This window comes from Miltoncostaea marina (assembly GCF_018141525.1).
Lineage (GTDB): Bacteria > Actinomycetota > Thermoleophilia > Miltoncostaeales > Miltoncostaeaceae > Miltoncostaea > Miltoncostaea marina.
In genome coordinates, this window is record NZ_CP064655.1 from 2,879,709 (window position 1) to 2,897,722 (window position 18,014).

18 protein-coding genes are annotated in these 18,014 nt (G+C 71.6%); 4 read left to right on the top strand and 14 right to left on the bottom strand.

Features of this window, described 5'->3' with window-relative positions:
- The first annotated feature begins 122 nt into the window (after nucleotides 1-122).
- Nucleotides 123-1,118: a multicopper oxidase domain-containing protein gene (locus ITJ85_RS14600; protein ID WP_217913832.1), complete on the top strand. Its 996-nt coding sequence runs from the start codon at nucleotides 123-125 to the stop codon at nucleotides 1,116-1,118.
- Between the two features lie 290 nt (nucleotides 1,119-1,408).
- Here ITJ85_RS14600 and ITJ85_RS14605 read toward each other — a convergent pair whose 3' ends face one another.
- From ITJ85_RS14605 to ITJ85_RS14615, 3 genes are all read right to left on the bottom strand, one after another.
- Nucleotides 1,409-2,104 carry a DsbA family protein gene (locus ITJ85_RS14605; protein ID WP_217913833.1) on the bottom strand — a complete coding sequence of 232 codons (696 nt, stop codon included), beginning with the start codon at nucleotides 2,102-2,104 and terminating at the stop codon, nucleotides 1,409-1,411.
- Between the two features lie 253 nt (nucleotides 2,105-2,357).
- Nucleotides 2,358-3,494: a tyrosine-type recombinase/integrase gene (locus ITJ85_RS14610; protein WP_217913834.1), complete on the bottom strand. Its 1,137-nt coding sequence runs from the start codon at nucleotides 3,492-3,494 to the stop codon at nucleotides 2,358-2,360.
- Nucleotides 3,495-3,614: 120 nt separating this feature from the next.
- On the bottom strand, nucleotides 3,615-3,944 hold the full coding sequence (locus tag ITJ85_RS14615) for a hypothetical protein (protein WP_217913835.1): 330 nt from the start codon (nucleotides 3,942-3,944) through the stop codon (nucleotides 3,615-3,617).
- Between the two features lie 819 nt (nucleotides 3,945-4,763).
- On the opposite strand from ITJ85_RS14615, the gene ITJ85_RS14620 reads away from it, so the two are divergent.
- A complete protein-coding gene (locus ITJ85_RS14620) occupies nucleotides 4,764-5,006 on the top strand; it encodes a hypothetical protein (RefSeq protein ID WP_217913836.1) in 243 nt (80 codons plus the stop codon).
- Nucleotides 5,007-5,162: 156 nt separating this feature from the next.
- Here the strand turns inward: ITJ85_RS14620 and ITJ85_RS14625 are convergent, their stop codons facing one another.
- The 11 genes from ITJ85_RS14625 to ITJ85_RS14675 all read right to left on the bottom strand — a co-directional run bounded on the left by ITJ85_RS14625 (nucleotide 5,163) and on the right by ITJ85_RS14675 (nucleotide 16,768).
- Nucleotides 5,163-5,465, bottom strand: a complete 303-nt coding sequence (locus ITJ85_RS14625) for a DF family (seleno)protein (RefSeq protein WP_343232959.1) — start codon at nucleotides 5,463-5,465, stop codon at nucleotides 5,163-5,165.
- 118 nt (nucleotides 5,466-5,583) lie between these two features.
- On the bottom strand, nucleotides 5,584-8,163 hold the full coding sequence (mobF, locus tag ITJ85_RS14630; RefSeq protein WP_217913838.1) for a MobF family relaxase: 2,580 nt from the start codon (nucleotides 8,161-8,163) through the stop codon (nucleotides 5,584-5,586).
- Between the two features lie 327 nt (nucleotides 8,164-8,490).
- Complete coding sequence (locus tag ITJ85_RS14635; RefSeq protein ID WP_217913839.1) at nucleotides 8,491-10,101, bottom strand: ParB/RepB/Spo0J family partition protein; 1,611 nt, start codon at nucleotides 10,099-10,101, stop codon at nucleotides 8,491-8,493.
- Nucleotides 10,098-10,397: a hypothetical protein gene (locus ITJ85_RS14640; protein ID WP_217913840.1), complete on the bottom strand. Its 300-nt coding sequence runs from the start codon at nucleotides 10,395-10,397 to the stop codon at nucleotides 10,098-10,100. The genes ITJ85_RS14635 and ITJ85_RS14640 overlap by 4 nt, the downstream gene beginning before the upstream one ends.
- Nucleotides 10,394-11,005 carry a winged helix-turn-helix domain-containing protein gene (locus ITJ85_RS14645; RefSeq protein WP_217913841.1) on the bottom strand — a complete coding sequence of 204 codons (612 nt, stop codon included), beginning with the start codon at nucleotides 11,003-11,005 and terminating at the stop codon, nucleotides 10,394-10,396. The genes ITJ85_RS14640 and ITJ85_RS14645 overlap by 4 nt, the downstream gene beginning before the upstream one ends.
- Nucleotides 10,983-11,393: a single-stranded DNA-binding protein gene (locus ITJ85_RS14650; protein WP_217913842.1), complete on the bottom strand. Its 411-nt coding sequence runs from the start codon at nucleotides 11,391-11,393 to the stop codon at nucleotides 10,983-10,985. The genes ITJ85_RS14645 and ITJ85_RS14650 overlap by 23 nt, the downstream gene beginning before the upstream one ends.
- 177 nt (nucleotides 11,394-11,570) lie before the next feature.
- Entirely contained in the window at nucleotides 11,571-12,101 is a 531-nt protein-coding gene (locus ITJ85_RS14655; RefSeq protein ID WP_217913843.1) for a hypothetical protein, read from the bottom strand.
- Between the two features lie 219 nt (nucleotides 12,102-12,320).
- A complete protein-coding gene (locus tag ITJ85_RS14660; RefSeq protein WP_217913844.1) occupies nucleotides 12,321-13,775 on the bottom strand; it encodes an SAVED domain-containing protein in 1,455 nt (484 codons plus the stop codon).
- Nucleotides 13,772-14,281: a Mov34/MPN/PAD-1 family protein gene (locus tag ITJ85_RS14665; protein ID WP_217913845.1), complete on the bottom strand. Its 510-nt coding sequence runs from the start codon at nucleotides 14,279-14,281 to the stop codon at nucleotides 13,772-13,774. The genes ITJ85_RS14660 and ITJ85_RS14665 overlap by 4 nt, the downstream gene beginning before the upstream one ends.
- On the bottom strand, nucleotides 14,278-15,789 hold the full coding sequence (locus tag ITJ85_RS14670; RefSeq protein ID WP_217913846.1) for a ThiF family adenylyltransferase: 1,512 nt from the start codon (nucleotides 15,787-15,789) through the stop codon (nucleotides 14,278-14,280). Before ITJ85_RS14670 ends, ITJ85_RS14665 begins: the two co-directional genes overlap by 4 nt.
- Nucleotides 15,770-16,768, bottom strand: a complete 999-nt coding sequence (locus ITJ85_RS14675) for a nucleotidyltransferase domain-containing protein (protein WP_217913847.1) — start codon at nucleotides 16,766-16,768, stop codon at nucleotides 15,770-15,772. The genes ITJ85_RS14670 and ITJ85_RS14675 overlap by 20 nt, the downstream gene beginning before the upstream one ends.
- A gap of 157 nt (nucleotides 16,769-16,925) precedes the next feature.
- Here ITJ85_RS14675 and ITJ85_RS14680 point away from each other — a divergent pair, with 157 nt between their 5' ends.
- Together ITJ85_RS14680 and ITJ85_RS14685 are read left to right on the top strand one after the other, a co-directional pair.
- The gene (locus tag ITJ85_RS14680) at nucleotides 16,926-17,216 is read left to right on the top strand and encodes a hypothetical protein (RefSeq protein WP_217913848.1); all 291 of its coding nucleotides are present in this window, start codon (nucleotides 16,926-16,928) and stop codon (nucleotides 17,214-17,216) included.
- A gap of 190 nt (nucleotides 17,217-17,406) precedes the next feature.
- Nucleotides 17,407-17,805, top strand: a complete 399-nt coding sequence (locus ITJ85_RS14685; RefSeq protein WP_217913849.1) for a helix-turn-helix transcriptional regulator — start codon at nucleotides 17,407-17,409, stop codon at nucleotides 17,803-17,805.
- Nucleotides 17,806-18,014: the final 209 nt, after the last annotated feature.

An 18,014-nucleotide genomic window follows, 5' to 3' on the forward strand; every position in this document is an offset into this window, starting at 1 on the left:
CAGCCCCGGATGTACGAGGAGTGCGGCTTTCCCCGCTCGCGATGTGGACTTCCCCGCTTACCGGGACCGACGGCGCGACTAGGACGTCTTAACGACACCGTTCAACGCGCGAAGGAGGCGACATGCCCAACGGGTTCACACGACGCCAGGTGATCGGCGGCCTCGCCGTCGGCGGTCCGCTGGCCGCCCTCGGCCTGACGGCGTGCGGGGGCGGGGACGACGGAGGAGCAGCCGTCGCAGCCGGTACCGCGCTGCCCACGGACCACGCGATGCCGCAGGAGGCGGACTTCGACCCCGGCCCGCCGGTGAAGCCTCGGGAGCCGCACACAATCTTCCCGGCCGAGGCGCCACCGCGCTCCACCACCCGGCGCCACGAGATCGTCTTCGAGGTCGACGAGCACCTGCGCGAGGTCGCGCCCGGCCGCACGATGATGGCGTGGACGTTCAACATCCCGGGCCAGCCGGGGCGCGTCCCCGGCCCGGTCCTCCGGGTGACCGAGGGCGACCGCATCGACTTCACGTTGCGCAACACCGGGTCGCTGCAGCACTCGATGGACTTCCACGCGGCCAAGATCTCCTGGTCGCGGCACTACCAGGCGGTCGACGTGGGCGAGGAGACGAGCTTCTCCTTCATCGCGAAGGTGCCCGGCGTCTTCATGTGGCACTGCGGCGTGCCGCCGGTGCTGCTGCACGTCGGCCAGGGGCAGCACGGGATGATCATCGTCGACCCGAAGGACGAGTCGCTGCTGCCGCCGGCGCGCGAGTTCGCGCTCTGCCAGACCGACCTCTACGCCGGCAAGAACGGGGAGATCTCGGACTACGCCAAGCTGCAGGCCGGATCGCCGGAGTTCGTCGTTTTCAACGGCTACGCCAACCAGTACACCGGCGGGGACGCCCTACGGATCAAGAAGGGCGAGCGCGTGCGCGTCTTCGTCCAGAACGCCGGCCCCAGCCGCTGGTCGGCATTCCACGTGATCGGCGCGCTCTTCGACCGCGTCTTCGCCGAGGGCATCCACAAGGAGAACCTCACCCGGGGCTCGCAGACGGTGAACCTGGCGCCGAGCCAGGGCGCAGTAGTCGAGTTCACGGTCGAGGAGGAGGGCTCCTACCCTTCGTGACGCACGACTTCCACGACCACGCGAAGGGGGCCTTCGGGCTCTTCACCACGAACGGCGAGAAGACCGGCGGGGCGGGGTGACGTGGGCCACCGCCCCCCGCTGGAGTCGCACAGTCTCCGGCGCGTCGACGCGTGATGCTTGCCGCTCCGACCGTCGACGCAAGCGGCCGGACCGAGCCGATTGCCATGCAGGGCGTTGCGGGACCCCGCCGGGCGCAGCAGGACGCCGACCAGCCAGGGCGCCGTCCGGGCCCACGTGTCACTGGGACCCCGGCTCGTGGCGAGCGACCGTCACGACGGGCCGACCGCAGCGACGGCCTCCGCGACCTCAGTGACGCCGACGACGCCCTGAAGCATCCTCTCGCCACCGGGCCCGCGGACGATGAACGTCGGAGTACCCTCGACGCCGTCGGCCTCCGCGGCCGCGGCCCGCTCAGCCGCGCGCCGCTCGATCTGCGAGGAGCGGTAGTCCGTCCTCCACGCCTCGACGTCCAGACCGAGCTCGCCGACCGCCTGCTCGAGCAGCTCGTCCGAGAGCCAGTCGGCTCGCTCGTCGCCCTGGTTGCGGTAGAGCAGCGTGACGAGCGACCACATGGCGTCCTGCTCCGCGGCGGCCTCGGCACCCAGCGCTCCGCGCTCGGAGCTCGGGCTGATGAACGCGATCGGACGGAAGACGAGCCGGGCTTCGCCCGTCCTCACCAGCTGGGAGATCACGTCGGGGATCATCGATTCCGCGGCCTCCTTGCAGTGAGGGCAAGCGAGGTCGCCGTACTCGACGATCTCCACCGGCGCATCCGGGTCGCCGAGCTCGTTCCCGCTCTGCCTGAGCCCAGACAGCTCGGACTCGACGGACTGGGCTCCGAGGATGGCGGCGGCTGCCTCGTCGCCTCCTTCGTCCTCTCCACCGCCGGAGAGGCTCGTTCCGACCAGCACGGCGACTATGACGGCCGCCACGGCGACGGCGATCCACGTGTAGCGCGTCCTCATCATGTCTCCGGATTCGTTGGCGAAGAGCCCGGGCGCCGATCACTTCACGAGCCTGGACTGCGGCAGTGTGTCAGGAGCCCGAGCGCCGGTCGACGGCTCGGCAGGCGGCGCTCCCGACTCATTGCAGCCAGGTGAGGCGCGCAGCCGTTCGATGCACGGGCACGCGCCTCGGCGAACCGGGCCGGCTTGGCAGAAGCAACTGGACGATGGGGCCGGTGATGGAGCCGTCGACTCGACCGAGGCGCCCGCTCGATCATGGCGGCCCCGTCACCAGTTGCTGCCCCCGCCTTCGCGCCCGGTGGCGGCCACTCTCGCCAGGCGACCCGCCGAAGTCCGCATGCGGTCGCCGCGCTCGACACGACAACCAAGCAGCGCCGGGCGATGCGCGGGAGCGGCGCTCCGGAGAAAAGAGTGAGGGAAGCCGCGCGGACGGGCCCTCGAGGGCTTCGTGACCGGGTAAGCGCCAGAGGGCCATCCCGCATGGTTGAACGGAAAGACCCGTGTCGCCCCGTCCCAGCTGGCCGCCGCGCGCGACCAGGCCGCCGATCAGGCGGCGGCGGCGAACCGGGCGGCCAGCTGGCGTGGCGGCCTTGTCGAGCGACCGGCGCGCGCGGTTGTACCGCATGGTCGTGCGCGGGTCGGCGTGGCCGGCGTCGTCCTGGACGATGTGCAGAGGGATGCCCGCGGCGAGCGCCTGCGTGACGAAGGTGTGCCGCATGGAGTGGGGCGACAGCGGCTTTGTTGATGCCCGCCTGCTTGGCGAGCCGGCACACGACGCGCCAGGCGACGAAGCGGTCGAGCGGCTGGCCGTCGCGCCCGAGGAAGATCGGCCCGGTGGTGCGCGAGCCGATGGTCTGGGTGAGGGCGTGGAAGGTGGCCGGCGCCAGCGGGATGTTGATCTTGGAGCCGCCCTTGCGGGCGACGCGCAGGACGCGGTGGCCGAGCTCCTCGCCAAGATCCACTCAGCGCCGCAGATCTCCGATAAACGCAGCCCATTGAGGACGCCGAGGCAGGCGATCGCGGAGTTGCGCGGACCGGCCTCGTGGGCCGCCTCGAGGAAGCGCCGGACCTCACCCTCGTACATGCCGAGCCGCGGGGAGTCCTTGCCGAGCTTGGGGCGCTTCACGCGCTCGGCGGGCGAGCGGTCGATGAGGCCCTCGTCCACGGCGTAGTCGTAGAAGCCGGCGAGCGCCGACAGCCGCTGGGCGACCGTGGCCGGCGCGAGCTTGCGCACCTCCAGGAGCTCGAGGCGGTAGGCGTCCACGACCGCCCGCGAGGCGGCGAAGTGCGGGATCCCGTGCTGGTGCAGGAACCGGCCGAAGTCGTCCAGGCAGCGCTCGTAGGCGGCGCGGGTGTGCCCGGAGTGCGAAGCCAGTAAGGCGGCCTTCACCTCGCTGGGCGTCTCGGGGTGGAACGTGGGAGCGCCGGTGGCGACTGATGTCGGCACGAGCGCGTCGCCGGCGGCGGGAGCCGAGGGCTCAGGAAGCGGAGCAGGCAGGTGGTCGGGACATCAGCCCCCCGGAAGGATTCTGGCCATGAGCGCGGCGATGCCGTGCTGGAACCGCCACAGCAGCAGCGCCGTGACGGCGGCCGCGGCGATGCCGACGCCCAGGCCGAGCAGAGTGCCTGCCCACCACGAGCCGCCGTAGAGCGATGCGGCGCCGAAGCCTGCGGCCGCTGCGATGCTGATCAGCACGCCGAACAGCGTCAGGCGGTAGGCGTTCAGAGCGCGGGTGACCCGGACGTCGGTGATGGACACGGTCGCGCTGGACGACGCCCGCAGATGCACCTCGTGGACCTTGCCCTTGGGCGGGTCGGGGTCGGCGGAGGGGTCGGCCATGCGGCCACCGTGCCACACATAAGAGTGCTTGTGTGCGGTCCTACGGCCGCTGGCTCGGGCCGACGCGGGCGCCGAGCAGGCCAGGTTGTCGACTTGGACGCGCAGAACCGGGACACGGCGCTGCGAGGTGTCGACCCAGGTGGGCGCGTGGACCCCTAGCTAGAGGCCCAACGGTGTAGCGCGGGCGGCCGAGACGCGAAGGCGGAGCCGGTGATGGCCTCCGGCCCGTAGCAAGATCGAGCGCTCGGCCCGATCGCGCGCTCGTCACCCGATGGAGGTCAGCGTGCGGAGGCGAGCCGAGCGAGCACTCGCCCCGCATGCCGTCCTACTTCGCGTCCGCCTCCAAGTCCAGACTCAGCTGGCCGGGGATCGACGGGCGATGCGGTGTCGCCGGCGAGGCGCAGGGCGCTCGCGCGGCGGCTGGTGGTGTTCCTCTGGAATAGCGGCACCTCCTGGAGCCGGCCCTTCATGGTTGAGTGGCCCCGGTGAGGTGGTGGACTCCTGGGTGCTGAAGTGAGGGCTGCCCGTCTCCTCACCGGGGACGGGCAAATCCTCTCACGCGCATGGGACGAAGCCCTGCCGTTCCTGCGCGTTTCCAGGGAGATCAATTCCCTGGTGTACGGCCTGCCCGCCCATAAAGCGTCTCGCATGGGCGGCGGCCGCATAGCCCTCCCGCGGGGGATCTCGCAAATGCCCCGGCAGAGCGGGCCGCCGATCAGGAGGTCGAGGCGTCGAGCCGCGCATGCCGACCGGACCCGCCGTCACCATCGGCCTGGGGTGTCGATGCAGGCGCCCGGTGAAGCGACCGGAGGGGACGTCATGAGCGACAAGATCATCGGCCGGAAGGTGACCCGCACCTTCCGTGGCGAGGAAGCGACCGGCCAGGTGGTCGGGCTGGGCGCGGACGGCGGACAGATCCTGCTGCTCGTCGAGTATCACGGCGAGCTCCAGACATGGCCCGTCCCCGCAGCCGGCGTGAACTACGGGAGCGGAGACGCTGCCGGAGCGACGGTCGAGCTCCTGCCGAGGGAGCCCGGCCGCCTCACGACGCTGAGCGGCTAGGAAGCCCCGCCTGCGGGCGCGTCCGGGCGAGTCGCGGACCTCGACCACAGAGGGGACCACCAGGACCCGAGCGGCGGACGCCCGCCCGGCCAGCGCGCTCACGACGACGCCCTCGGGCGCGCTCGCTGTGCCTCCGATCGGGGGCTGCCGGGGCAGCTAGCGCGCGAGCACCTGCCGCAACTGCTCCACGCTCGGCGCCCCCTGGAGGCCGTCCGGCGTCGCGTAGATGCGGCACATGAGGCCGACCGGTGCGGCCTCATCGAGGAACAAGTCCTCGCCGTCGACGAGCACCGTCGGCGAGCCACGGAATGCAACGGCCTCCGCCTGCTCGGACGTCTCAACGCGCTCAAGCTCGACCTCGACCGCAGACGAGCCCAGCTCGCGGAGCACCTCGCGCAGCCGGGTCTCGGCCACGCGCCAGTTCGGGCAACCGTCGAAGTAGCGAACGCTCACGCGCATGCCTCGATGGTAGCCCGTGGACGCTCGGCTTGTGTCCCGGCGGATCGAGTGGAAGCCGACGCCGACACTCGCGGTCCGGCGCGTGCTCCTCAGGCGCTGGCTCAGCGGTTCCGGCACGTCAAAGTTCCAGCGAGCGGCCTGCGGCGCGCGGCGCGCTGGAGGGAAGCACCCTCTGCGCGACCGGCCGGACCTCCATCGCCCTGGAGGCAGTGCCGATAGAAGACCTGCGGTACAGCGGGTCGACGGACTCCGTCGCACGTCCGAGACGCTCTCCCAGGTCGATCGCAAGGCCGGCGGCCTGCGTCCGTGACCACGTCCGCTCCAGCGCCTGTGCGAGTCGCTCCGGTTCGTGGTGGACCGCGAACACCTCGAGGTCCAAGCGGTGGCGCGAGCCAGCCACGTATGCCCACTCCCGCCCGCCGCGCTCCGAGGTGGCGAGCAGGTAGGTCCTATCGACGGTCGCCCCCTGGCTGACGTGCCCGGTCATCGCGTACCCGTGCATCGCGTGGCGAAGGTAGTCGGCGGGGAGCCACACCTCTCTCCCATCGTCGGTCCACACCACGAGCGCTTTGGCGCGCTCATCGAGGCCCGTCACGATGCCTCGGGTGCCGTTGCGCACGTCGAGGCGGTAGTGGTTCCGCCGGCAGATCAAGCGGTCACCGATCGCCCATTCGCGGCCATCGGCGACCATCCGCCGATCCGACAGGCGCCCGGCGGCATCCAGCCGCGCACGGGCCATCTCGTTCAGCCGACGGACTTCGCGTCGGTCGTGGGCGATGATCAGTGCGCCGCCCGGATCGCCCAGGGAGGTCGCCACCCAGGAGCGGATGAGGGCCTCGCGAGCGTGCCGTGCGTCGTCGAAAGCTTGCAGGCGCCGATGTTCGGCCAGGAGACCGATGGCGTCCGCCACCCGGCCCTCCGCGAGCGCGCCGGCCACGCGCCGCTGCAGCTCCGTGCGCTGCCGGCGATTCCCGGAGAGCTCTGCGGCACCCAGGCGATCACAGAGCGCGGCGAACCCGCCCGCCGCGTCGACCGCCTGAAGCTGGCCGCGATCACCGACGAGGATCAGACGTCCACGCCTCGAGGCCACGACGGCGACGAGCCGCTCAAGCGCGCGCGTCGGCATCGTCGACGCTTCATCGCAGACCACCACCGCCCCCAGCGGGACGGCTTCCTCGCCACGCGCGGCACGCTCGAGAATCAGGGCTGCTGTCTCCGCGGTGATGCCCGCGCTGCGCCGCAGTACCTCGGCCGCCTGCGCCTGCCAGGCGGTGCCGACGACCGGGACTCCCGACGCCTCGTAAGCCTCCCTGACGGCCTCAAGGGCGTACGTCTTGCCGGAGCCCGCACGCGCCTCCAGGCAGCGGGTGCGCGTGCGACCCGAACAGAGGTGACGCACCGCCGCGACCTGGTCGTCGCCGAGCGTCGGCCGGGCGGCTATGACTCGGGCGATGGACTGGGCGCTCACGGATCCCACCTCGTGCGCACCCTCGGCCGTCGCTGTCTCGATCAGGCGCGCCTCGGTGCGCAGCATGCCGGGCGTCGTGTAGCGCGCCTCTTCGTATCCGCGTCCATGGGCCGCGCCGGCCGAGGACAGCCGGACGCACCGCGCGTTGAGGAAGTCGTCGGCCAGTCGCTCGAGGACCCCCGCGGAGGCGCCCTGCGGGTGCGCATCGGCGAGGTTCTGAATTACCTCGCGCCGCGTGAAGGAGGACGTGCGCCGGGTCAGCCCGGCCGGCCCCTCCATCCGTCGCCGCACGTCCCGCAGCGACTCGACGTGGCTCGCCCGCGAGCGCCGTCTCGGCGCCCGGAGAGCCCGCGCGAGCTCACGGGCGCCGAAGCCGTGCTCTGCCGCGCGAGCGCGCCACTCGGCCGCCGCGCGCTCGCGCGAGACCACCCGCTTTCGGTCGCGCGTCTCACGCTGGATCGCCTCGATCGCCGCCGCGCCGGTGTACCCCCGCGCGCTCGCCAGCTCCATGATCTCGGCATGGCGTGCGGAGAAGTGCTCGCGCACCGCTTGCGGCACGGCCGTCACATCGATGGAGCCGTTAGCCGTCTGCCCCCACTCCAAGCCGAGCGCAACGCTGAGACGCTCGCGCACAACCGCTTCGGCGATGAACCCCGCGGTCTTCGCTTCGGCGAAGACCGGGCGCATGTCGGGGGCGGTCCAGCGCCCGTCCTCGCCGCGAACCCTGTTGGCGATGACCAGGTGCGCGTGCAGGTGCGGATCGCCGGAGCGGGCCATCTCGTGGAGGTACATGGCGCCGACGAAGCCCTCACCGCGAAGGACCCGAACGCCGTTGTGGCCGCGCCGCACGAAGCAGGCCCGCCGCTCGAGGTAGTCGAGCGCCGCGCGCACCCCCTCGGCGTACGCGGAAAGGATGGCTGCCCGCGCCGCCGCGTCGCCGACCGCGGCCAGCACGCTTACCCCCTTGGGCGCCGCGAACGTCAGGTCAAAGGCGACGTTGCCCCCGCGGCGGCTGCGGCGTCCCGGGAGGTCCTCGCCGCTTGCCGGATCGCGTCCGTCGAGTAACGCGCCGAGGTCGTGGTGGCCGGGTCCCTCGGTGAGGCCGAGGGCGTCCGCCCCGCGACCCTCCCACGTCCCGCGCACCTGTCCGCGCTCGGCGTAGTAGTCGTCGCGCGCGAACTCGACGCGCTCATAGTAGTCGGCGCCCCTCGCTGCTCGTATCGTCAACACGGCCTGATCGCATTATAGATGCAAAGGTGCCCGGCTCCTGATCGAATCGGGTCGTTCGAGCGCTTGGCGCTGGCGGGACGCCATCGGCGGGCGACTTGTGGCGCCTGGTGCTGGCGATCGGGCGCCGGTTCGTGGGATCGGTAGGGGCGTAGTCGACGGGTAGCCGACCGTTGGCGGCGTGGCGCTCAGCCGGTTGCAGCCGGGCCGGACCCCCAAGAAGGTCCGGCGCGGCGTCCCGGCGAGCGCGCCGACGAGCGAAGGGCGGGCCGGGTTCGACGCCGCGCGCTTCGCCCGACCCGCCGCGCGCCCGGCCCGCCCGGTGTGCGGCTACGCGGCCTGCGCCTCCCCGTCGGCGGGAACCGCCTGATCCTCGTCGGCGTCGAGCGCCGTCGCGCGCTGCGGCCAGGCGACGCGCTCCCTCAGCCGGGTGGCGAGACGCTCGGGGAGGACGTCGCGGGCGAGCCCGTCCATCACCCCGGGGAGCGGCGCCGCGATCCCGCTGCCGTAGCGGCCCGGGATGTCGGCAGCGCGCCGCTCGGACTGCGGCAGGGCCTCCTGGTCGGCATAGAACGCGGCGAGCAGCGCCTGCACGGTGCGCCCGAGAACCTGGGCCGGGGTGCGCGCCGCCTCGATCCACTCGGTGAGCGCCGTCTCGGCCTCGTGGCGCTCGGGGTAGCGGACCCGCTCGCGGGTCGCGCCCGCTTTGGTGGTCGTCGTCTCGGTGCGCTGGAGGCGCTCGTGGGTGAGTCGCAGTCCCTGGGCGGCGTCTTGGGCGTGGTGGTGGAGCGCGACCAGCGCCACCGCGCGCGCCAGTGCCATCGTCACGTCGGCCGGCTCGCCATAGGCGAGGAGGGCCCTGCGTCCGAGGTCGAGGTTCGCCAGGCGGGCGGCGCGGCGATTCTCGGCGGCCTCCCTGCGCTCGCGACGGCGCCGGTCCTCGTCGGACTCGGCCGCCGCGTCGTCGTCTGCGCCAGCCGAGGCCGTCTCAGCTTGGGCCGTGGCGCGTCGCTCGGCCTCCTGGCGGGCCCTCTCCTCGGCCCGCTCGACGTGCAGGGCAACTCGGTCGGCGATGAAGGCCGGATCGGCGACGAAGCCACGGTGCCAGTAGCGGTCGCCTCGATCCGGGAACTCGATCAGGCAGCCGAATGCACGGGCCGCGTCCATGTCCTCGGCGGAGAAGCTGACCCCGGTGACGCCGGAGGCCACGGCACGGGCGGCGAGGTCCGCATGGAGCGGGAGGGCCGCGAGGTCCTGGTAGCCGGGCACGGCCACGAGTGACGGGCCCTTGCCGTTGGCCTCGTCCTGCGCGAGCTCCGTGAGCGCGCCCTCGGGATGATCGCTGACCTCGGCCGCCGTGATAGTGCCGGTGGCGAGGGCGGCGGCCAGGGCGTCGGCAACGGCGGGTGCGACGGCGGCGATCGTCTCGACCGTGGGCACGGCCGAGAGCGGTAGCGCCCCTCCGCCGATCGCCTCCTGCACGCCATGGGGCAGCCGCAGCAGGCGCAGCCGCTGGGAGACGTGGCGCGGCGAGCAGCCGACCGCCTCGGCGATCCGCCGCTGGGGCCACCCGGCCTTCGCGGCGCGCTCGTAGGCACGCGCCTCCTCGATCGGGTCGAGGCCCCGGCGGCGCATGTTGGCCGCGAGGGCGGCGGCGAGCTGGGGCGCCTCGCCGTCCTCCCCGGTGCGCTCGATCACCGGGACGTCGGTGATCCCGGCCGCCCGCGCGGCGGCCAGCCGTCGGTGCCCGTCGAGCAGGACCGCGCGCTCGTCGGTGCGCTCGACCAGAAGCGGCTGCAGGATGCCCTGCGCGCGCACCGAGTCGGCGAGCGCCTGGTGCTCGATATCATCGTCGCCGCTGCGCGGGTTCCAGCCCTCACGGACGCTGATCGCGTCGATGGGTAGCACCGCGAGGGTCGTCGTGGTGGTGTCGCCGGTCATGCTTCGCCTCCTTCGGTGTGCGAGGGTCCGGGACACGGGTCCCGGCTGCTCGTCGGGATGGCCGCGCTCTGCCGGGAGCGCCCGGCGATCGTGCAGAGGGCGGCGAATTCGATGTGGGCGACCATCGCCGGGCTCATCCCGAGGGCGGCCCCGGCCTCGTCGAGGCTCGCCCCCGGCCCCTCGGCCGGGAAGCGCCGCTCGAGGACCGCCCGCACCGTGTCCTCGAGGCCGTCCGCCGCGATGGCGGCGTGGACGGCGGCGCGAAGGCCGGCGCCCTGGTGGTCGGGGCCGTTCATGCCGCGTCGGGTTCGTCGGTGACGGTGAGGCGGTACCCGATGCCCCACACGTTCACGACCGTCGCGCCGGGCGCCCCGGCGGCGTGCAGACTGCGGCGCAGACGCGACGCGTGGGAGTCGACCGTCCGGGTGCGCGCCCGCCCGGCGTAGCCCCACACCCGCCGCAGCAGGTCGTCCTTGGTGAGGACCTCGCCGGGGCGCTCCGCCAGGGCGACCAGCAGGTCAAACTCCAAGCGGGTGAGTGCGAGCGGCGCGTCGGCCCAGAACGCGGCCCGGCGGGCCCGGTCGATGGTGAGGTCGCCGAGCGCGATTGCCCGGCGAGGGTTGGCGGGCGCGTCAGGCGGAACCTCCGGGACCGTCTGGGCGGCCGTGCGAAGGCTCGCCTCGGCCCGACGGGCCGAGGTCGCGGCCGCCTGCCAGGCCGGGTGACCGGCACGCACGGCGGCGCGCTCCAGGTCAGCGGCGACGCGAGCAGCGCGCCGCACCGCCGCCATCGCGTCGGCGTAGAGACGGTCGGCCTCGGCCTCATCGACCCGGGGCGGCCGCTCAGAGGCCGGCTCGGGCGCGAGGGCGAGCGGCGGACGCTCAGAAGGGGATGTCGTCGCCACCGACGGCCGCCTTCCCGTTGGTCGCACCCACCGCCTCCGGCGCGGCGTCGTCCCTACGCGGCGCGTCGAGGTACTGGATCGAGGCGGCGACGATCTGGACGGCCTCGCGACGCGAGCCGTCCTCGGTCGTCCACTCACGCCAGGTGAGCCGCCCGGCGACGGCGATGCGCCGCCCCTTGGTGAGGTGCTCGGCGGCGGCCTCGCCACCCTTCCCCCACACCGAGACGTCGAAGAAGTTCGGGCGGTCCTCCCAGCCCCCGTCGGCGCGGGTCCGGGTCGAGACGGCCAGGCGCAGGCCGCAGACCGCCTCACCGGCTCCGGTGTACCGCAGTTCAGGGTCGCGAGTCAGTCGGCCGACTAGGCCGACGGTGTTGAGGTCAGCGGGCATGGGTGGCTCCGCGTCCTCGGCCGGGCGCAGTGGCGCGCGCGAGCGCGGCCGATCGCCCGTTGGTACGGTCGAAACGCATCCGAAGTCTCCCTTCGGTTGCCACGGCCCGGGGCGTTGACACCGCCGCCGGGCCACGTTGATTGTGCGGCCGACGCTACCTACGGGCTCGCCGTTTTGTCAACCTATGGTGTCGGCGTGCTCTTCATTCGCTTTGGGCGATGCAAGGGTGCCGAACGGCTCTTGCGTGGCCTCGGCGCGACGGCGTCGGATCAAGTTGTGCAGGACCTTGGGTTCCATTCCGACGGCCCGTGCGATGGAGCCGATCGGGAGTCCTTCCCCGAACGCGGAGACGATGGCCGCGTCGCGCTCGCCGACGGCGAGTCGCCGGTCCTGGGTCGCGGTGGCAGCCAACTCTGACGCGTCCCGGATCACAGCGACGGCCGCCTCGACGCCTCGGCGCCGCCGGTAGGGCCCACCTCGAGCGGACCGCGGAGCCAGGGTCTTGCGCGCGATCGCCGAGACCGCCGCCTTGGTGACACCCGCGGCGAGCGCGATCTCATCCAGGCGCGCGCCCGCGCGAACCGCCGCCACGACGGCAGCGTCGCGCCGCTGAAACGCCTCCCGCTCGACGCCCTTCGCATCCGCTGCGCTCAGAGCGAGGACCGCGAGGTCAACCGGCGTGGGAGACGGTGGGGCGTCTTCCGACACGCCTCTACCGTAGTCGGCCCTGCTGGTGGTCATCAGGAGGTGACTGCACCGGTCACGGTCCGGAGCGGGAACCGGCACAGGTTGTTTCATCCGCTTGCCGGGTTGTGAGGAAAGTGCGCCAACCGGGTGGCGCGGTCGCTGAGAACGCTCGGAGGCATCTGATCAGGGATCAGCGAGCTCGGTCTGAGGGCGCACTCGGCCTGGGGCGCGTCCGGCGGGTCATCGCCGCATGAGATGGAAGCTCGGGAAGTACCCCTTGCCAGGGTCGTTCGCGTCGTCGTGGAGCTGGGTATCGGGCACCCGGTTCCAGAGATGTCCGAGCATGACCGCGATCCCGTTCGGGCAGGCCATGAACAGGTGGGCCGTCCCGTCGAGGCCGTTCACCTGACGGCGAATCTCCTCGAACGCCGCGTAGACGAACCCCAGGCCGGCAGCCGCATCGGGGATCGATGTCTGCCCCGGCCCGACCGCGGGCGTGATGTTTACGAAGCGCGCAGCCGGGATTCCGGCGTTCTGCAGGTATTCGGTGGCATCCGCGGTCAGATCGGTGCTGACGCTGATGCCGATGACGATGTCGTCTCCGAGCCCAAGCTCGGTCGAGGCTACCTCGACGGGGCACGCGCCAGGCGTCAGATGGCTGTCGTAGTCGCGATAGGAGAGCCTGACCGCCGTCGTGCGCGGTAGCGCGTCCCCTGCGGCGAAGCCGACCGACAGCCGGAACGCTCCCTCGAGGCGCACTGACTCGTAGCCGGCGGCGCGCAGCGCGCCCGCTGCAGTGTCCAGTTCCGGCTTCAGCCGATCGCTCCATCCACGTGGGTCATGCAGACGTCGACGAAGCGCCGGAGAGTCGCCGACGAACAGCTCTACCCAGTCGAGGGCCTCCGTGGCGCTCTCCGCCGAGTCCGAGTGGTCGATCGCCTGAATGAGGAGCGTCGCCTCGCGTTCGGTGCGAGCGAAGCTGCGGGTGGCCTCCCGCAGCGTGTCGGGATCGAGGCAGCGACAGCCGGTGCTGATGAGCTCCCGCACCATCCCGACCGCCACGATGACGTCATCGGGTAGCCCTCGTAGCCCGACCGCGCTCATGCGCTCCCGGCACATGTCGCGCAACTCCTCGAGTGAGGCGCCGCCAGGCTTGATCGCGAAGTGCTCGAGCATTCCGAGGAGCTCCTGCTCGCTGATGCCGAGGTGATCGGCCCAGTCCTTGCGGATTTCGCCCGAGGCCGAGCCGGAGGCCTCAAGCGCTAAGCGCGGGACCAGCTTCGCGTCGCGCCCGCCGAGATGGCGGAGGATCGGGTCAGCGTGGGTGACCAGGCGGTTCGTGATCAGGACCATCTCCGGCGGGCCGCTCTCGGTGGCCAGCGCTTGGTAGCTCCCGTGGAACCGCTTCAGCGGGCTCGGCCCGCCCGTCCGGGACGGTGTCGTGAACCACTCGTGCGTGAGCGGTTGGGCCTGGGCGACCACGTACTTGATCTGGTGGTAGAGCGTCGGCTTGTCGCGCCGATGCACGACGAGGTCGTCCACGTTGCCGGCGTAGCCGACCTCGAACTCCACCCGCGTGACCCCGCTCTCCTTACGCAGCAGCTGCAGAGCGTGGAACCAGGTGAGCAGGTGCTGGTAGTCGTCGCCACTCAGCCTCGCGCCGCTCGGGCTTGGAAGACCGGAGCCGCCGCTCATGCGTGCGACCTCCTCGTCAGGCGGGTACCTCCCGCAGGCCTCTCCCCTGTCGGCAGGGGGCCGGCGCAGACGACCCGAAGCTGGCGAAGCGATCTCCCGGACCACTGTCGCGCATCTAGGGCGTAGCCGTTGGCGGTCCGGCGCGCGATGAGGAGGACCGGGCGCGGGCAGTCGCCGGTCGCGGCCAGGAGCTTGACGGTGTCGATGTCGGTCAAGCTCGGCGGCACGTCGATGGGGTGCGAGTGCCACTCACCGAGGTAACCGAGGCGGCGATCGTGGCGGGCGGCGCGCCGTACCGCCGCCTGGCGTGATCCCTTCGGCGGCTCGTAGAACCGCGGCCGCGGGTGGGAGGTCGTCAACTCGATCGCCTGGGTGATCCACGGGCGTCCGGCGGAGTGCACGCCGACGAGTACCCCGCCTGTCTCGTTCGGGTGCGCGCGCTCGGCCGCCAGGCGGATCGCCGCCGCGGCGTCTTCACTCAGCCAGCTGCGCCAGCTCGCGCTCATGACACGGTGCCGATCCGGTCGAACGGCGGCTCGGTCAGCGGCCGGAAGACGACGATCCGCTCGTCCTCGAACAGGAAGCGGCCCGTAAGCAGATCGATCGCCGACTCGGCAAGCGCGGCGGCTATCGAGTGGACCGCTAGGGGAGAGGCGTTGTTCACCGGTGCCGAGCAGCCGACCTCGAACCGCGGTGCCTCGTCCTCGGACGGCGGGATCACCGGATATCCGGGCGGCTTGCGCAGCCACAGCGGGGTGTCGGTCTCCCGTGCCTGGCGACGCACGCGTCCGACAGCCCCCTCCCGGTAGAGCGCCGCCGAGACCATCGGAACCTCGGCTTTGGCAGCGACGTGGGCGAGCAGCATGGTGAAGGAGGTGAGGCCGGTCGCATCGATGAGCAGGTCACGATTGGTTGCCGCCCCGGCAAGAAGGGTCGCGTTCCACGTCGACCTCCTCTGCTTCTGGGTCTTCGTCCAGGGGGCGTGCTGGCCGATCTCGAACGACAGCGCATCCACCTTCGGGCTTGCCACGAACAACTCGCCTGCGACGTGGCGCACCACGTTGCCGGGCCGCAGCCGCTCGTGGTCGACGATGCCGATCGTGCCGATGCCGCACTCGGCGAGGATCAGGGCGGCGTGGGACCCGATGGCGCCGGCGCCGAAGAGGGTGATCGACTGCGTCGCGAGCAGCTCGGCGTCCGGTCCGGCCCGCAGCATCAGGGTCTCCTGATCCGTCGGGGCGACCTCGATGGCGCACACGACCGCCTCCCCGGACTCCTGCTCGGCCAGCAGGACCAGCGCCTCGCGGCCGAACTCGCGGTCCCAGGCGACGAGCAGCACTTGAGGGAGGCCTCGGTCCCGGACCTTCGCCATGCGCTTGTCGAGGTTGCTCCGCTGGCGCCCGTCGAGCAGCGACCGGATCTCCTCAAGGTTCTTGGGTCGGCGGTTCGGCGGGGTGGCTATCAGGTACCAGCGGCCGGTGACCGGCCCGTTCCGGCCGGGCTCGATCGTGAGCCGTGTGCCGGCCTTGTCCCAGGAGGCGACGATGTGGCCCAGACGGGCGTCGCGCTCGTCGAGAGCCAGGCGCGCCAATTCGACCGTGGCGAGCCCCGGCCTCCTGCGCTGGAAGTCGAGGTGGCCGTCGAGGGCGAAGTCCTCAAGCTGGAATCCATCGCGGGTGCGCGCCGCCCACTCGGCGATCCGGGCGCGGTATCCCTGCCACGTCGTCCACTGGGCCGAGCTGGCGCCCGATGCCCAGAGACAGACCTCGCCATTGGCACCCACGTGGTCTGCGTCGAGGCCCTCGACGATTAGGCGCGGATGCTGGAAAGGCCAACCGTCGCGAAACTCGATCACCATCGTCTCGGCGTTCGTGTGTTCGCGCAGCTCGTCGGCGATGGGACCTCGCCACAGTCCGAGGTCACCTTCGACGGGCTCGAACCCGTGCTCGATCAGCTCAGTCTGGAAGCGCTCCAGCGACGCTTGATCGAGGGTGTCAGGACCCGGCGAAGCCACCGGCCTCACGAGATCCGACGGCACCGGTCGAAGTCACGCGCGAGATCGAGCGCCCCTCGTCGTCACAGCCATCGGGCAGCGGGAAACAGGCGCCCCGGTCGTTGTCGCCGAGGATGCGGCGCCAGATCACCGCGGCCGGGCATCGCTCCATCGTAAGTGCAGCGGCGGCATCGTCAGCAAGCTCGCCGAACACCTCGGCGGCGTGGTCAAGCTCCTCCTGCTCGGGGGCCGGCTCGTAGGGCTTGTCGAGTGCCGAATCGGTAAGCTCGTCCGCTGAGGCCAGTTGGTCCGCGATCAAGCGCAGTGCCGCAGCGAAGATCTCGGCGAAGCTCTCGCCCGGCACGCCCGCCTCGAACGACCGATAGGCGAGCAGCTCGAAGTACAGGCCGCCGGGCTTGGCGTCGCCAAGGTGGTGCTTGCGGGTCTGTCGCACGAGCTTGACCGTCGGCACGTAGGCGCCCTGCCCGTCGACCTTCGGGTCCTTGTTCATGGCGGTCGTCAGCGAACCGAGCTTGAGTGGGTCGGTCTCCACCCACCGGTCCGCGTCCGGATCGCCCCAAGTGTCGGTATCCCGACTCGGGATGGCCCAACGCGAACCGGACCTCACGGCGGGGACGGCGTCCACCGCGAACCCATCGACCTCGAAGTCGACCTTGATCGACCGGCGTTGCCGCGATGCTCGCTCCCCATACTCGTCGGTGAGCACCTTCGCGACGTGGTCGAAGACCTCGCCGGGGTCGGCGTCGGTCGTCAGCTCGGTGAGGCGCATGAAGACGTCGACGTCCTTGCCTGGGTGGATGCCCGTGTGGCGCGCGTAGGAGCCGATCAAGATGGAGTCGATACCCCACTCGCGGAGGGTCTCGTCGGCCTCGGGGACCTCTCTGATCTCCGTGTGCGCGCTGATTGCGCGCTCGCGCTTTTCACCATTGACCTCGATGCGGGCTAGGGCCTTCTTGAACTGGTCGGGCAGGGTCTCCACCGCTCACCTCGTTGTCGACGTCCGAACAGAAGTAGCACGCGGCTCGGACACGGAAGCGACATATCCGCGTTCGAGGTCGCGAAGTCCACCGCAGGGAGACGCGTCGCTCCTGCGAACGGCCCAAGGGGGATCCGGGGCCACCTGTAGAACCGTCCTCGTGACACCGACGGCCAAGGGACGAGCAGCGGCGTCAGCCGGCCCCGCCAGCTACGTCGTGGTCTACGACGAGGATGCGGCGTCGGAGCTGGCGGAGATCCGCGACAAGGCGCTTCGCCGGGCGGTCCTGGCATCGGTCGAGAAGCTGAGGCTTCTCGGGTCCAAGACGATCGAGCCGCACGCCAAGAAGGTCGAGGGAGCCAAGAGCTGCGGGAGCTACGACCTCGCGGCGGGCAGAGCACGATCAGGCCGCTGTACGTCCAGCGCGGCGAGCGGGAGTTCGTCATTCTGACGATCGGCCCCGAGGCGCAGGCCGACCCAAGAGGGTTCACGCGCGCGGTCGACCGCGCCAAAGACCGAGCAGCGGCGCGGTACGGAATCGAGGCCTAGCGCCGGCCGCTCAAGCGAGGGGCAGGCTGAAGCGATAACAAGCGTGGTATCGTTCGCACGGACGCATGGTCGGCTGGACGGTGGAGGCGAGAGTGGCTCGGCACAGCATCGACGAGTTGAAGACCCAGGGCGAGCTGCTCGCAGAGGAGCTCGCCGGCGATCCGGAGTTCCGGCGCGAGTGGGAGCGCCTTGCGCTCGCCCGAGCTGTCGGGGCCGAGGTCGTGCGCTTCCGCGCGGACCACGAGCTGTCCCAGCGCGAGCTCGCCAAGCGTCTGGGCATGCGCCAGCCGCAGGTCGCCCGTCTCGAGAACGGCGAGCACAACCCCTCGCACGAGACCCTCGTGCTGCTGGCGAGCCGGCTCGGTATGGAGTTCAACATCTCGATCGCTCCGGCCGACCGAAAGCCGGTCCTGCTGACCAAGCGGGCCAGGGAGGCGGCGACGACGCGCGTAGAGTCGGGGCAGGCGACGCTTCGGTTCACCGCGCTCTGAAGCGCTCTAGGCCTGCCGCGTTGGCCAAGTGCCGGTATCCGGAGGTATCCGGACCCGCTCGATCCGTCCGAGGATCCCGCGCTGACGACGATTCGCCGGTCAGCAGGTGAAGGGGGAAGCGTGGGGGGTACTCCCGTGCGCGCGGCATCCTTCCGTCCGTGTTCGAGGTGGGATCGCCAAAGGCAGCCGGTAACCCAGGCCACCTCGGC